This is a genomic window from Microbacterium sp. NPDC077184 (assembly GCF_040687055.1).
GTDB lineage: Bacteria > Actinomycetota > Actinomycetes > Actinomycetales > Microbacteriaceae > Microbacterium.
Genome location: NZ_JBFBMM010000002.1, coordinates 403,465 through 416,792, shown reverse-complemented (window position 1 = coordinate 416,792; position 13,328 = coordinate 403,465). Strand labels below are relative to the sequence as shown.

13 protein-coding genes are annotated in these 13,328 nt (G+C 67.7%); 7 read left to right on the top strand and 6 right to left on the bottom strand.

From position 1 onward, the window contains the following. Window positions 1-64 precede the first annotated feature (64 nt). The 4 genes from erpA (at window position 65) to AB0O93_RS06630 (ending at window position 3,718) form a co-directional block, all read left to right on the top strand. Window positions 65-430, top strand: coding sequence for an iron-sulfur cluster insertion protein ErpA (gene erpA / locus AB0O93_RS06645; RefSeq protein WP_053547292.1), 366 nt, complete (start codon window positions 65-67; stop codon window positions 428-430). 163 nt (window positions 431-593) lie between these two features. Further along, window positions 594-1,481: a cytochrome c oxidase subunit II gene (gene coxB, locus AB0O93_RS06640; RefSeq protein ID WP_363341682.1), complete on the top strand. Its 888-nt coding sequence runs from the start codon at window positions 594-596 to the stop codon at window positions 1,479-1,481. A 2-nt stretch (window positions 1,482-1,483) separates the two neighbouring features. After that, window positions 1,484-3,247 carry a cytochrome c oxidase subunit I gene (gene ctaD, locus AB0O93_RS06635; RefSeq protein ID WP_363341680.1) on the top strand — a complete coding sequence of 588 codons (1,764 nt, stop codon included), beginning with the start codon at window positions 1,484-1,486 and terminating at the stop codon, window positions 3,245-3,247. Then, the gene (locus tag AB0O93_RS06630; RefSeq protein WP_363341678.1) at window positions 3,248-3,718 is read left to right on the top strand and encodes a cytochrome c oxidase subunit 4; all 471 of its coding nucleotides are present in this window, start codon (window positions 3,248-3,250) and stop codon (window positions 3,716-3,718) included. 67 nt (window positions 3,719-3,785) lie between these two features. Here AB0O93_RS06630 and AB0O93_RS06625 read toward each other — a convergent pair whose 3' ends face one another. From AB0O93_RS06625 to AB0O93_RS06605, 5 genes are all read right to left on the bottom strand, one after another. Continuing rightward, complete coding sequence (locus tag AB0O93_RS06625) at window positions 3,786-4,202, bottom strand: rhodanese-like domain-containing protein (protein ID WP_363341676.1); 417 nt, start codon at window positions 4,200-4,202, stop codon at window positions 3,786-3,788. A gap of 158 nt (window positions 4,203-4,360) precedes the next feature. Then, complete coding sequence (locus AB0O93_RS06620) at window positions 4,361-6,169, bottom strand: ubiquinol-cytochrome c reductase cytochrome b subunit (protein ID WP_363341674.1); 1,809 nt, start codon at window positions 6,167-6,169, stop codon at window positions 4,361-4,363. After that, a complete protein-coding gene (locus tag AB0O93_RS06615) occupies window positions 6,166-7,245 on the bottom strand; it encodes a Rieske 2Fe-2S domain-containing protein (RefSeq protein ID WP_363341672.1) in 1,080 nt (359 codons plus the stop codon). The genes AB0O93_RS06620 and AB0O93_RS06615 overlap by 4 nt, the downstream gene beginning before the upstream one ends. 35 nt (window positions 7,246-7,280) lie before the next feature. Next, entirely contained in the window at window positions 7,281-8,081 is an 801-nt protein-coding gene (locus AB0O93_RS06610) for a cytochrome c (RefSeq protein WP_310891617.1), read from the bottom strand. 15 nt (window positions 8,082-8,096) lie between these two features. Continuing rightward, window positions 8,097-8,738: a heme-copper oxidase subunit III gene (locus tag AB0O93_RS06605; protein ID WP_053547300.1), complete on the bottom strand. Its 642-nt coding sequence runs from the start codon at window positions 8,736-8,738 to the stop codon at window positions 8,097-8,099. Between the two features lie 185 nt (window positions 8,739-8,923). Between AB0O93_RS06605 and trpD the strand changes: the two genes are divergently transcribed. Genes trpD through AB0O93_RS06590 form a run of 3 tightly spaced genes read left to right on the top strand, consistent with a single transcriptional unit; the run spans window position 8,924 to window position 12,307 of the window. After that, the gene (gene trpD / locus AB0O93_RS06600; protein WP_363341669.1) at window positions 8,924-9,985 is read left to right on the top strand and encodes an anthranilate phosphoribosyltransferase; all 1,062 of its coding nucleotides are present in this window, start codon (window positions 8,924-8,926) and stop codon (window positions 9,983-9,985) included. Between the two features lie 13 nt (window positions 9,986-9,998). Beyond that, window positions 9,999-11,006: a PHP domain-containing protein gene (locus AB0O93_RS06595; protein WP_363341667.1), complete on the top strand. Its 1,008-nt coding sequence runs from the start codon at window positions 9,999-10,001 to the stop codon at window positions 11,004-11,006. A gap of 26 nt (window positions 11,007-11,032) precedes the next feature. Then, window positions 11,033-12,307 (top strand): MFS transporter, encoded by a 1,275-nt coding sequence (locus tag AB0O93_RS06590; protein ID WP_363341665.1) that lies wholly within the window; start codon window positions 11,033-11,035, stop codon window positions 12,305-12,307. Window position 12,308: 1 nt separating this feature from the next. Here AB0O93_RS06590 and AB0O93_RS06585 read toward each other — a convergent pair whose 3' ends face one another. Further along, entirely contained in the window at window positions 12,309-13,241 is a 933-nt protein-coding gene (locus AB0O93_RS06585) for a 5'-3' exonuclease (protein ID WP_363341663.1), read from the bottom strand. Window positions 13,242-13,328 lie beyond the last annotated feature (87 nt).

Below are 13,328 nucleotides of genomic sequence, written 5' to 3'. Positions count from 1 at the left end.
GCGGAGACGGGACGCGTAGAATCGATGGCATCCGCCATGAACGGCGGCTTCGACGAGGAGTGCCATGACCGACACCGCGCTGACCACCGATCAGACCGCCCGCGAACACGGCGTCCTGTTGACCGACGCCGCTGCGCTCAAGGTGAAGACGCTGCTGGAGCAGGAGGGACGTGACGACCTCCGTCTGCGCGTCGCCGTCCAGCCCGGCGGCTGCAGCGGTCTCATCTACCAGCTGTACTTCGACGAGCGTTACCTCGACGGAGACAAGACCGTCGACTTCGACGGCGTCGAGGTCATCATCGACGACATGAGCGTCCCGTACCTCGACGGAGCGACGATCGACTTCAAGGACACGATCTCCGAGCAGGGCTTCACGATCGACAACCCCAACGCCGCCGGCAGCTGCGCCTGCGGCGACAGCTTCCACTGACCCATCCGGCCGGAATCCCGGCCCTCCACGCGTGCTCCGAAAGGATGCCGGACCCGGTGTTTCCGGTCCCCGATGCGCCGTGGAACCTGGGTGGATGGCCTGAATACCCTGGGCGCTTGCCCTAGACTGGCGGATGAAATATCCGCGACCCGAAAGGTGCATCGTGCCCCCGAAACGTCGAATCCGCTGGGCCGTTCTCCCCGTCGGGATCGCAGCGGCTGCAGTCCTCGCTGGTTGCACGCCCACGGAGCTGAACGGCTTCCTGCCCGGTTTCGTCGAAGACGGCACGCCCGCGACGAACCACACCGAGATGGTGTCCGGCCTGTGGGTGAACTCCTGGATCGTGCTCCTCGCCGTCGGCTTCATCACCTGGGGCCTGATGGGATGGGCCGTGATCGCGTACCGCCGACGCCGCGGGCAGGTCGGGCTCCCCGTCCAGCTGCGGTACAACATGCCGATCGAGATCTTCTACACGATCGTGCCGCTCATCCTCGTCATCGGCTTCTTCGCCTTCACCGCGCGTGACCAGGCGATCCTGGAGACCCAGACCGAAGACCCCGACGTCTCGATCACCGCCATCGGCAAGCAGTGGGCATGGGACTTCCAGTACGACGGCGACACCGACGCGGACACCGTGTGGAGCATGGGCGTCCAGGCGCAGACCGACGCCCGCGGCGACATCGTCTCCGAGCTGCCGACGCTTTACCTCCCCGTCGATCAGACGGTGAAGATCAAGCTCCAGTCGCGCGACGTCATCCACTCCTTCTGGATCATCGACTTCCTTTACAAGAAGGACATGTACATCGGGAAGGACAACTACTGGTCCTTCACTCCAACCCGCGAGGGCTCCTACGCAGGCAAGTGCGCCGAGCTCTGCGGTGAGTACCACTCGATGATGCTCTTCAACGTCGAGGTCGTCAGCCAGACCGAATACGACAGCTACCTCGCTTCCCTGCGCGCGGCGGGTCAGACCGGCGACATCAACGACGAGTACGACCGACTTCAGAACCTGCCCGGTACGGGCGGTTCCGCTCCCGAGGGACAGGACTGACCATGGCGACGACGTTCCCGCTCCAGGAATCGGGCCCGAGCAGGCCCACCACCCTCCCTCCGCGCCAGGCCGCTCTGCTGAGCCGCAATCGCACGGAGCAGAAGGGCAACATCATCGTCAAGTGGATCACCTCCACAGACCACAAGACGATCGGGTACATGTACCTGATCTCGTCCTTCACGTTCTTCCTCCTCGGCGGCGTGATGGCGCTCATCATCCGTGCCGAGCTGTTCGAGCCCGGGATGCAGATCATCCCGACCAAGGATCAGTACAATCAGCTGTTCACGATGCACGGCACGATCATGCTGCTGATGTTCGCGACGCCGCTGTTCGCCGGATTCGCCAACGCGCTGCTGCCCCTGCAGATCGGTGCGCCGGATGTCGCCTTCCCGCGCCTGAACGCGTTCGCGTTCTGGCTGTTCCTCTTCGGATCCACGATCGCCGTCGCGGGCTTCCTCACCCCGCAGGGCGCCGCGGCGTTCGGATGGTTCGCCTATCAACCCCTGGCGAATGCCAGCTTCTCGCCAGGCGTCGGGGGCAATCTCTGGATGCTCGGATTGGGCATGAGCGGTTTCGGCACCATCCTCGGCGCCGTGAACTTCATCACCACGATCATCACGATGCGCGCCCCCGGCATGACGATGTGGCGGATGCCGATCTTCACCTGGAACACGCTCGTCACCAGCATCCTGATCCTGATGGCATTCCCGGTCCTGGCGGCAGCGATCTTCGCCGCCGCTGCGGACCGCGTGCTGGGCGCGCACATCTACGACCCGCAGAACGGTGGGGTCCTACTCTGGCAGCATCTGTTCTGGTTCTTCGGACACCCCGAGGTGTACATCATCGCGCTGCCGTTCTTCGGCATCGTCTCCGAGATCTTCCCGGTCTTCAGCCGGAAGCCGATCTTCGGATACAAGACGCTGGTGTACGCCACCATCGCCATCGCCGCCCTGTCGGTCGCCGTGTGGGCCCACCACATGTACGTCACCGGCGGTGTCCTGCTCCCGTTCTTCGCCCTCATGACGATGCTGATCGCGGTACCGACCGGCGTGAAGATCTTCAATTGGATCGGCACGATGTGGCGCGGGTCCGTCACCTTCGAGACGCCCATGGTCTTCTCCCTCGGCTTCCTCATCTCGTTCGTCTTCGGTGGTCTCACCGGCGTGATCCTCGCGTCGCCGCCGCTGGACTTCCACCTCTCGGACTCCTACTTCGTCGTGGCGCACTTCCACTACGTGGTGTTCGGCACGGTCGTGTTCGCGATGTTCGCCGGGTTTTACTTCTGGTGGCCGAAGTGGACCGGGAAGATGCTCAACGAGCGTCTGGGCATGGTGCACTTCTGGCTCCTGTTCATCGGCTTCCACATGACGTTCCTCGTCCAGCACTGGCTGGGTGTCGACGGAATGCCCCGCCGATACGCGGATTACTCGAGCTTCGACAACTGGACGTGGCAGAACCAGCTCTCGACGATCGGGTCGATCGTCCTGGCGGCCTCGATGATCCCGTTCCTGTTCAACGTCTGGATCACGGCGCGCAAGGCGCCTCGCGTGACGGTCAACGACCCGTGGGGCTACGGTGCGTCGCTCGAGTGGGCGACCTCCTGCCCGCCGCCGCGTCACAACTTCACCTCGATTCCCCGCATCCGCAGCGAGCGTCCCGCGTTCGACCTGAACCACCCCGAGGCCGGCATCCCGGTCGGTGTGGGGCCGGCGAAGGATGCGCCCGAGGCGCCCGTGGTTGACGTCGCCGAAGGAAAGGTCAAGTAAGTGCGCACCAATACCGGACTGTGGTGGCTGCTGACCGTCTTCTCCGCCGTCGTCGCCGCCCTCTACATCGGCTGGAACCTCATCGCCCATTGGCCGGCTCAGGCCGCCGCCAACCCCGGCGCGAACAACTGGACGATCTTCACCAACTCCGTCGAGTGGGTGGGCAGCGTGGCACTGGTCTTCCTGGCCTTCATGGCGGCACTGATCGCCTTCTACATCGGCAAGGTCCACAAGGCCCAGGGCGGTGAGCTTCCCGAGGACACGCTGACGGCCGACATCGACGACGGCGATCCCGAGCTCGGCGAGTTCAGCCCGTGGTCGTGGTGGCCCATCGTCCTTGCTGCGTCCGCCGCCTTGGCGATCCTCGGTCTCGCCGTCGGTGTGTGGATGTTCCCGATCGGTGTCGCGGTCTTCCTGGTCGCCATCGTCGGCTGGGTGTACGAGTACTACCGCGGATACTTCACCCGCTGATCATCACTTCCGAAGGAGAAGGCCCCCACACATCAGTGGGGGCCTTCTCCTTCTCTGCCGTTTCCCGTCAGCGACGCACCACGGTGACGAGGGGATCGAAGATGCGGGGGAGTGGGCCGTCGTCGTCGACGGTAGGGAGGCCTTCGCGCGCCCAGTATTCGAAGCCGCCGATCATCTCCTTCACGTCGTATCCGAGAGAGGCGAGGGCGTGGGCGCCGCGTACGCCGCCGTTGCAGCCGGGGCTCCAGCAGTAGACCACCACGGGCACGGCGGGATCGAGTTCTCGGGGTGCGCGGGCGGGGAGGTCTGCGTGCGGTATGTGCGTGGCGTCCTGGATGCGGCCCTGGGCCCACGCCTCGGCGTTCCGCACATCGATGATCACGAAGCTGTCCCCGGCGCGTTGTGCCGCATACACGTCCGCGGGATCGGTCTCGTGCTGCAGGCGACGGCGGAAGTAGGAGACAGCATCTTCTGGCGTGGGCATGCGTCCACCGTAGCGACGCGGGGTCGTTGTGCGGCCTCCGGGGACCGCCATGGGGCGTACGACGAGCGCCATTCTCTCCGCCGTAGAGCCTGCCATCCGGCGAGCGCAGAAGAACGGCCCCTCTCGGAAGAGGGGCCGTTCTCACATGCGCTTGAACGTCAGGACTTCTTGCCGTCGTCCTCCGGGATGATCACGTTCGACGGACGGACGGCGGTCTCGGACTGGTGACCGTCGTCGATCGGGACGTGGGGTGCGTCCGGAACGCCCGCTCGCTCGTGGGCGGCCTGCAGCTCGCGATCCTCTTCCTCGGCGATGTGCTCGAGCTCATGGTGCTGGTGAGCCAGCGCGGCGTCGAGCTCGGACTGCGTGACCGGGGTCAGGCGGTCCTCGAAGAACCAACGCGACACGGCGGCCCGGAGGTTCTGGTGCCAGGGGATGCTTCCCTTGGCGTTCGGACGCACGACGAGCGGCTCGTAGGTCTCGTAGTCGATGAGCTTCCAGCGCTCGTACTCGTCGACGGGCTGGTGCACTTCGATGTACTCGCCGCCGGGGAGGCGGACGATGCGTCCGGACTCGTATCCGTGGAGCGCGATCTCGCGGTCCTTCTTCTGGAGCGCGATGCAGATGCGCTTGGTGACGAAGTAGGCGATGATCGGGCCCAGGATGAGTGCCGCCTGGAGTCCGTGGATGACCCCCTCCATCGTCAGCCAGAAGTGCGTGGCGATGATGTCGGAGGATGCAGCGGCCCAGAGCACGGCGTAGAAGGTCACGCCGGCGGCGCCGATGGCGGTGCGCGTCGCGGCGTTGCGCGGACGCTGGGCGATGTGGTGCTCGCGCTTGTCGCCCGTGACCCACGCCTCGATGAAGGGGTAGATCATCACCAGCACGATGAAGACGCCGAGTCCGACGAGCGGGACGAGGATGTTCATCGAGAAGGTGCGGTCGAAGAGCACGAACTCCCAATGCGGCGGGATGAGGCGCAGAGCACCGTCGGCGAAGCCGATGTACCAGTCGGGCTGCGTTCCCGCGGACACCGGTGACGGGTCGTAGGGGCCGTAGTTCCAGATCGGGTTGATCGTGAAGAGCGATGCGATCAGGACCAGGACGCCGAAGACGATGAAGAAGAAGCCGCCCATCTTCGACATGTAGACCGGCATCATCGGGTAGCCGACGACGTTGCTGTTCGTGCGGCCGGGGCCGGCGAACTGCGTGTGCTTGTTGATGATCATCAGCATCAGGTGCACCGCGAGCAGGGCCACGAGGATCGCCGGCAGGATCAGGATGTGCAGGGCGTAGAGGCGACCGACGATCGCGGTGCCGGGGAACTCGCCGCCGAACAGCAGGAACGACGTCCAGGTGCCGATCAGCGGGATGCCCTTGATCATGCCGTCGATGATGCGGAGGCCGTTGCCGGAGAGCACGTCGTCCGGAAGCGAGTATCCGGTGAAGCCCTCCGCCATCGCGAGGATGAACAGGACGAATCCGATCACCCAGTTGATCTCGCGCGGCTTGCGGAACGCGCCGGTGAAGAACACGCGCAGCATGTGCACGCCGATGCCGGCGACGAAGACGAGGGCGGCCCAGTGGTGCAGCTGACGGACGAGGAGACCGCCGCGGGTGTCGAAGGAGATCTCGAGGGCCGACGCCATGGCGGCCGACATCTCGATGCCCCGCATCGGCTCATAGGCGCCGGTGTAGTGCACTTCGGCCATGGACGCCTGGAAGAAGAACGTCAGGAACGTCCCCGACAGGAGGACGACGACGAAGCTCCACAGGGCGATCTCGCCGAGCATGAACGACCAGTGGTCGGGGAAGATCTTGCGACCGAGCTCCTTGACCATGCCCGAGAGGCTGGTGCGCTCGTCGATGTAGTTCGAGGCGGCGCCGACGAAGCGGCCGCCGAGCGGCTTGTCGCGGGTGCCGGCCTCGGCCGGCGTTCCCTGCGGATCAGTGGTTGCGGTACTCAATGACGCTCCCAGAAGCTCGGGCCCACGGGCTCGGTGAAGTCGCTGCGGGCGACGAGGTAACCGTCGGCATCCACGGTGATGGGAAGCTGCGGCAGCGGGCGGGCAGCCGGCCCGAAGATGACCTCCGCGTGGTTGGCCACATCGAACTGCGACTGGTGGCACGGGCAGAGCAGGTGGTGCGTCAGCTGCTCGTACAGGGCCACGGGGCACCCGACGTGGGTGCAGACCTTGGAGTACGCGACGATCCCGTCGTAGGACCAGTCCTCGCGCTCGGGGAGCTGGTTGAGGTCCTCCGGCTGAAGACGCATCAGGAGGACGATCGCCTTCGCCTTCTCCTCCAGGTAGCCGTCATCGTGCGACAGGGCGGCGAGCGGCTGCGGGATGACGTGGACCGCCGAGCCGATGGTCACGTCGGCGGCGCGGATCGGCTCACCGGTCGGGTCGTGCGCGAGGCGCATGCCCGGCTCCCACATCGTGTGGCTGAGGAGGGCGACCGGGTTGCCCGCGATCGGGTTGGTCGGGGTGTTGAACGGCGCGAGGCCGCGGAAGAGGACGACCGCGGGCGCCACGGAAGCGACCAGCGCCGCGATGAGGGAGTTGCGCACCATCGTGCGGCGGCCGAAGCCGGACTCCTCGTTCGCGACCTCGAAGACCTCGATGGCAGCGGCACGGGTTTCGTCCCGACCGCGGGTCGCGTGCCGATCCTCGACGTGCTCCTTGTCGGGCATGACCGCCTTGGACCAGTGGATGGCCGCGATGCCGATGGCGAGGAGTGCCAGGGCGATTCCGAGACCGATGAACAGATTGTTCGCCCGGATGTCGACGATCTGGCCGCTCTCGATGGGGAAGAGCATGTAGGCGGCGATCGCCCAGATGCTCCCGGCCACCGAGAGGTAGAACAGCGTGTAGATGGTGCGGACCGCGCGCGTCATCGCCGCCGGGTCCTTGTCCGTCATCCGCTCGCGGTGCGGAGGAAGCTCCGGGTTGCGCACCGGGTCGCTGACGACGACGGCGAGCCCCGACGAGGGCTTCCAGCTCTCCCTCTCGTGCTCGAGGGCGTCAACCTCGTGTGCCATGCTGCTCCTCGTTCGTGCTGGTGTTCATGATTCGGTCAGTTGGATTTCGCCGTGATCCACACGGTGATCGCGATCAGAGATCCGATCCCGAAGATCCAGATGAACAGGCCCTCCGACACGGGACCGAGGGAGCCGAGCGAGAATCCACCGGCGGACTCGTTCTCCTGCAGGTAGAGAAGGTAGGAGATGATGTCCCGCTTCTCCTCGAGCGTCAGGTTCAGGTCGTTGAAGACCGGCATGTTCTGCGGGCCGGTGACCATCGCGGCGTACATGTTCAGCGGCGTGGTGGTGTGCAGCGCCGGGGCGTACTTGCCTTCGGTCAGTGCGCCACCGGCGCCGGCGACGTTGTGGCACATCGCGCAGTTGATGCGGAACAGCTCACCGCCGTGGGCGACGTCGCCCTCTCCGTCCAGCACGGCGTCCGCGGGGAACGACGGTCCGGGGGAGGTGGACTGGACGTAGGCGCCGATGGCGGCGATCTGCTCGTCGGTGAACTGGACCGGCTTCTGCGGAGCCTGGGGGCCCTGCATCTGCAGCGGCATGCGTCCGGTGCTCATCTGGAAGTGCACCGAGAGCTCGCCGACGCCGTAGAGCGCGGGACCCTCGAGGCTTCCCTGGAGGTCGAGTCCGTGGCAGGTGGCGCAGTTCGCCTGGAAGAGCTTCTTGCCGTCGTCGATCGTCAGTGCGGAGTTGATCGTCGGCTCGGTCGTCGACGCCATCGCGGCGGATGCGCCCGCGTAGGCCCCGCCCGTGATGAGCAGGCCGATGCCGATCAGCGCGGCGGCAGCCCAAGGGCTGCGACGTCCGTGATTGCGGCGCTGTGTGGTGCGTGCCATGTCGGGAATCAGCTCCTATTTCAGGAAGTAGATGACGAGGAACAGAGCGATCCACACCACGTCGACGAAGTGCCAGTAGTACGAGACGACGATAGAGGAGGTCATCTCCTTGCGGCCGAAGTTCTTCACCGCGTAGGCGCGGCCGATGACGAGGAGGAAGGCGACCAGACCACCCGTGACGTGCAGGGCGTGGAAGCCGGTCGTCAGGTAGAAGGCGGAGGCGTAGGCGTTCGTGTCGATCGAGACGCCCTCGGCGACGAGCTGCGCGTACTCCCACACCTGGCCGGAGACGAAGACCGCGCCGAGCGCGAAGGTCAGCCAGAACCACTCCACCATTCCCCAGCCGAGGATGCCGCGCTTCTTCGTCGAGTACGGCTGGAATCGCTCAGCGGCGAAGACGCCCATCTGGCACGTCACGGAGGACATGACCAGGATGATCGTGTTCACGGTCGCGAATGGGACATTCAGCAGCGCGCTTTCCTGGGCCCAGAGCTCGGGCGAGGTGCTGCGCAAGGTGAAGTAGATCGCGAAGAGACCCGCGAAGAACATCACCTCGCTGCCGAGCCACACAATGGTTCCGACGGCGACCGGATCCGGCCGCTTGACGGACCGCATGGCCTGGGAGTAGGTCGCAGTGGAGGTCGTCACGCTCACCATTATGGCCGATACCCGGCCCGCTGGATCGCACCGACGAAGATCCTTTCGCGGGTCATGCACCTCGGACGGTCCTTCGCGCGGGCCGGGAATCGCCTGAGAACCGCCGACGAGAGCGCTGAACACCGGAGAGCGGCATCCGGGTCACGGATCGATCTCGATTCGCCGTCGCCAGTAGGCTCGGTGGAATGGCGGAGCTGTACACCTGGCCGGACGTCCTGACCACCCTCCTCGACCGGCGCGACCTGAGCGTTTCGGAGTCGACCTGGGCGATGCGCGGCATCATGCGCGGCACGGCCACGCCGTCCCAGCTCGCCGCCTTCCTGATCGCACTGCGTGCGAAGGGTGAGACGGTCGACGAGATCGTCGGATTCCGCGACGCCATCCTGGAGGCGGCGCTTCCGCTCCCGGTCGACCCGGGGGTCCTCGACATCGTCGGCACCGGCGGGGATCGCTTCGGAACGGTCAACGTCTCGACGATGGCGGCGCTCGTGGCCGCGGCGACCGGCGTCCCCGTGGTCAAGCACGGCAATCGCGCCGCAAGCTCCTCCTCGGGATCCTCCGACGTCCTCGGCGCCCTCGGCGTGGATCTGAGTCTCTCCCCGGAGGCCGTCGCGCAGGTGCTGCCCCGGGCGGGGATCACCTTCGCCTTCGCCGCGGCCTTCCATCCCGGGTTCCGTCACGCCGCAGCCACCCGGAAGGAGCTCGGGGTGCCGACGGTATTCAACTTCCTCGGGCCTCTGTGCAACCCCGCCCGGGCCGAGGCGAACGCGGTCGGTGTCGCCCATCTCGATCGTGTGCCCCTCATCACCGGTGTCTTCCGCACCCGCGGCGCGACGGCACTCGTCTTCCGCGGCGATGACGGGCTGGACGAGCTGACGACCACCGGTCACAGCCGCCTGTGGGAGGTGAGCCGCGGTGACATCCACGAGCATGATCTGGATCCGCGCGATCTCGGCATTCCGCTCGCCGACATCTCCGATCTCCTCGGCGGGGATCCGATGCACAACGCGGCGGTGGTCCACCGCACGTTCCAGGGCGAGAGCGGCGCCGTCCGCGACATCGTTCTGCTGAACGCCGCGGCGGGGCTGGTGGCCTACCGACTGTTCCGCGACGCCGGGCAGGTGCAGCGTCCGATCCTCGAGCGGCTCGCGGAGGCGCGCGACGACGCCGCATCCGCGATCGACTCCGGCGCGGCGGCGTCGACGCTCCAGCGCTGGGTCGACACCACGCGCGACCTCGCGGGCTGACCGGGCGGACACGATGGACCCGCGCGCGGCATTGAACGAGATCGCGGGTCTGCTCGAGCGCGAGCGATCGTCCCGGTACAAGTCGCGCGCGTTCCGCGTGGCGGCGGATGCCGTCGCCGGCCTCCCCGACGCCCAGCTGGACGACGTGGCGGTGCTCCGACGAACGAAGGGGATCGGGGAGTCGACCCTCGCGGTGATCCTCCAAGCGCGCGCGGGAGCCGTGCCGGACTATCTCGCGGATCTCCGCACGCGTGCCGGGATCGAGCAGGAATCCCGGTTGCGCGGGCTCCTTCGAGGGGATCTGCACGCCCACAGCGACTGGTCGGACGGGCTCACCTCTCCCGCGCTCATGGCAGAGGGGGCGCGGGAACTCGGCCACGAGTACCTCGCGCTCACCGACCACTCTCCGCGTCTGCGCGTCGCCCGCGGACTGACTGCGGATCGGCTGCGCGCCCAGCGCGACGTCGTCCGCGGCCTCGGAACGGACGCCTTCACCATGCTGTGGGGGATCGAGGTCGACATCCTCGACGACGGCGACCTGGACCAGGATGCCGAGCTGCTCGCTCAGCTGGATGTCGTGGTGGCATCGGTGCATTCGAAGCTGCGGATGGATGCGGACACGATGACGAGGCGGATGGTCGCCGCCGTCGCCGGAGGCCAGGTCGACGTGCTCGGGCACGTCACCGGCCGGCTGGTGGAGGGCGCCCGCGGCACGCGCCCTCCGTCGGTGTTCGATGCGGCGGCGGTCTTCGACGCATGCGCGGCCCACGGCGTCGCCGTCGAGATCAATTCCCGGCCTGAGCGACAGGACCCGCCGGAGGAGCTGATCGCGGCCGCCATCGCCGCGGGCTGCCTGTTCTCGATCGACTCGGACGCCCACGCGCCGGGTCAGCTCTCGCTCCTTGACCACGGCGCGCGCAGGGCGGAGCATGCGGGGGTTCCCGCCGACCGGATCGTGACGACGTGGTCACTCCCGCGCCTGCGGGAGTGGATCGCGGGGCGACGGCCCGGCCGGGCGTGATCCGGACCGCCGCCTAGACTCGGCGCGTGACCGCCGGCAACCGACCGTTCGTCCCCGGAACGGGGATCGCCCTGGTCGTGGTCGGCATCCTCGTGGCCGCGATCAGTCTGCGCGGGCCGATCGTCGCACCGACGCCCGTGCTCCGCGACATCGAGCGCGACCTCGGAATCGGCTCTGCCGCGGCGGGGCTGATCACCACCGCACCGGTGCTGATGTTCGCGCTCCTCACTCCGGTGGCGGCGCTGGTCATCCGCCGGGCGGGCGCCGAGATCGCGCTGCTGATCTCGCTCACGGGTGTCCTGTGCGGCACGCTCATCCGGGCGGTTCCCGGATTCGAGTGGATGCTCGCGGGGATGCTCGTCATCGGAGCGGCCGTGACGGTCGGCAACGTGGTGATTCCGGTGATCATCCGACGGGACGTCCCGGGGCCGAAGGTCGCCGTGGTGACCGCGGCCTACGTGGCGATGCTCAACGTCGGATCGCTCCTGACCTCCCTCGCGACCGCCCCGTTGGCCGCGCTCATCGGGTGGCCCGCGGCTCTGCTGGCCTGGGGGATCCTGACCGTGGCGGGCATCGCGCTGTGGAGCGTGCATCTCCGCCGAGCCCGACGATCCGGCGACCGGTTCTCGGGAGCAGCGACCGTCGCATCTCCTGCATCCGGCGGCGCCGGTCGGGACGTCGCCCGCCTCACGGGGCCGCTCCCGGTCGTCGTCGCGCGGCGCGAGCGACCCTTCGCCCGTCGCCCCGTGACCTGGCTGCTCCTGGCCGCCTTCGCCGCGCAGTGCACCATCTACTACGCGCTGACCACCTGGCTGCCCACGCTCGCCGCCGACACCCTCGGTCTCGGCGCCACCGCGGCGGGCGCTCTCGCCTCCGTCTATCAGGGGGTGGGGGTGGCCGGCGCGTTCCTCGTCCCACTCCTCGCGCGCTACGCCCCGCGCGCGGTGGCCCCGATGGTGATCTGCGTGTGCTGGATCCTCGTCACCGGCGGGATGCTCCTCGCTCCCGACCTGCTGTGGGTGTGGCTGATCGCCGGGGCGATCGGTCACTCGGGAGGATTCGTGGTGATCTTCTCGGCGCTCGTCGCCGTCGCCCGGGATGACCGGGAGGCAGCCGGGATGTCGGCGCTCATCCAGGGCGGCGGCTATGCCGTCGGAGCGCTCGGTGGCCCGGCCATGGGCCTCATCCACGAGGTCACCGGCCGCTGGACCGGCGGACTCGTCCTGCTCCTGGCGCTCGCGATCGTGTATTGCGTCGCCCTGTCGACGGCGGTGGCCGCGGCGGGCCGCGCCCGGCGTTGATTCAGCCGGCCGCTGTCGAGACCGCCGACAACGCGCGCCCCATCGCCGCCGCCGCGCCCCACCGGCGTCCGAAGGCCTCCGCCTCCGCGCGGGAACCGGCATCCGGCGTGTGCAGGCGCGCGTCGACCTCGGGGAGATCCAGGTCGCGGACGACGGCGACCACCCGAGGGGCCACCGCGAGATAGTCGGCTCCCGCGATGATCTTGGCCCGCACTCCCGCGCTCAGGCCGCTGTCGGGCGCATCCGCGGCGGCACGGATACCGGCGATGTCGGCGTGCGCGGCGAGCAGTGCTGCCGCGGTCTTGTCGCCGATGCCGGAGACCCCGGGGAGGCCGTCGGAGGCATCGCCGCGAAGCGTCGCGAAGTCGGCGTACTGCGCGGCGCGCACGCCGTACTTGGCCATCACGACGTCGTCGGTCACGGTCTCGAGGTTGCTCATGCCGCGCGCCGTGTAGACGACGCGCACGTCACGGGCGTCATCGATCAGCTGGAAGAGATCGCGGTCGCCGGTGACGATGTCGACGGGCATGCGTGCGCGCGTCGCGAGGGTGCCGATCACGTCATCGGCTTCGTGCTCAGCCGCTCCCACCACGGGGATGCCCAAACGCCCGAGCGCCGCGCGGATGAGCGGAACCTGCGCCTCGAGGGGATCGGGGACCTCCTCGACGTCGGGTCCGGCCGCCACCACCGCCACCACGCGATGCGCCTTGTAGGTCGGGAGAAGATCCACCCGCCACTGCGGACGCCAATCGTCGTCCCAGCACGCCACGACGTGTGTGGCCTCCGAGAGGGGGATGAGTTTGGCGACCATGTCGAGGAAGCCTCTGAGGGCGTTGACGACCGTTCCGTCGTCTGCGCGCACCGAGTCGGGAACACCGTAGAAGGCCCGGAAATAGAGGGAAGCGGAGTCCAGAAGCAGCAGGCGGTCGGTCACGCCCTCATCCTGTCACGCGCCCTCCGGTGGCGGGAGTTCACCGAATGGACGTGTGACGGACTCGCCCGCGCCACGCTCCGGTCGCCT

Coding starts and splice junctions, on each gene's coding strand:
- trpD (WP_363341669.1), top strand. CDS start 8,924: ATGGCGGAGCTGTACACCTGGCCGGACGTCCTGACCACCCTCCTCGAC.
- ctaD (WP_363341680.1), top strand. CDS start 1,484: ATGGCGACGACGTTCCCGCTCCAGGAATCGGGCCCGAGCAGGCCCACC.
- AB0O93_RS06595 (WP_363341667.1), top strand. CDS start 9,999: ATGGACCCGCGCGCGGCATTGAACGAGATCGCGGGTCTGCTCGAGCGC.
- erpA (WP_053547292.1), top strand. CDS start 65: ATGACCGACACCGCGCTGACCACCGATCAGACCGCCCGCGAACACGGC.
- AB0O93_RS06615 (WP_363341672.1), bottom strand. CDS start 7,245: ATGGCACACGAGGTTGACGCCCTCGAGCACGAGAGGGAGAGCTGGAAG.
- AB0O93_RS06610 (WP_310891617.1), bottom strand. CDS start 8,081: ATGGCACGCACCACACAGCGCCGCAATCACGGACGTCGCAGCCCTTGG.
- AB0O93_RS06605 (WP_053547300.1), bottom strand. CDS start 8,738: ATGGTGAGCGTGACGACCTCCACTGCGACCTACTCCCAGGCCATGCGG.
- AB0O93_RS06625 (WP_363341676.1), bottom strand. CDS start 4,202: ATGCCCACGCCAGAAGATGCTGTCTCCTACTTCCGCCGTCGCCTGCAG.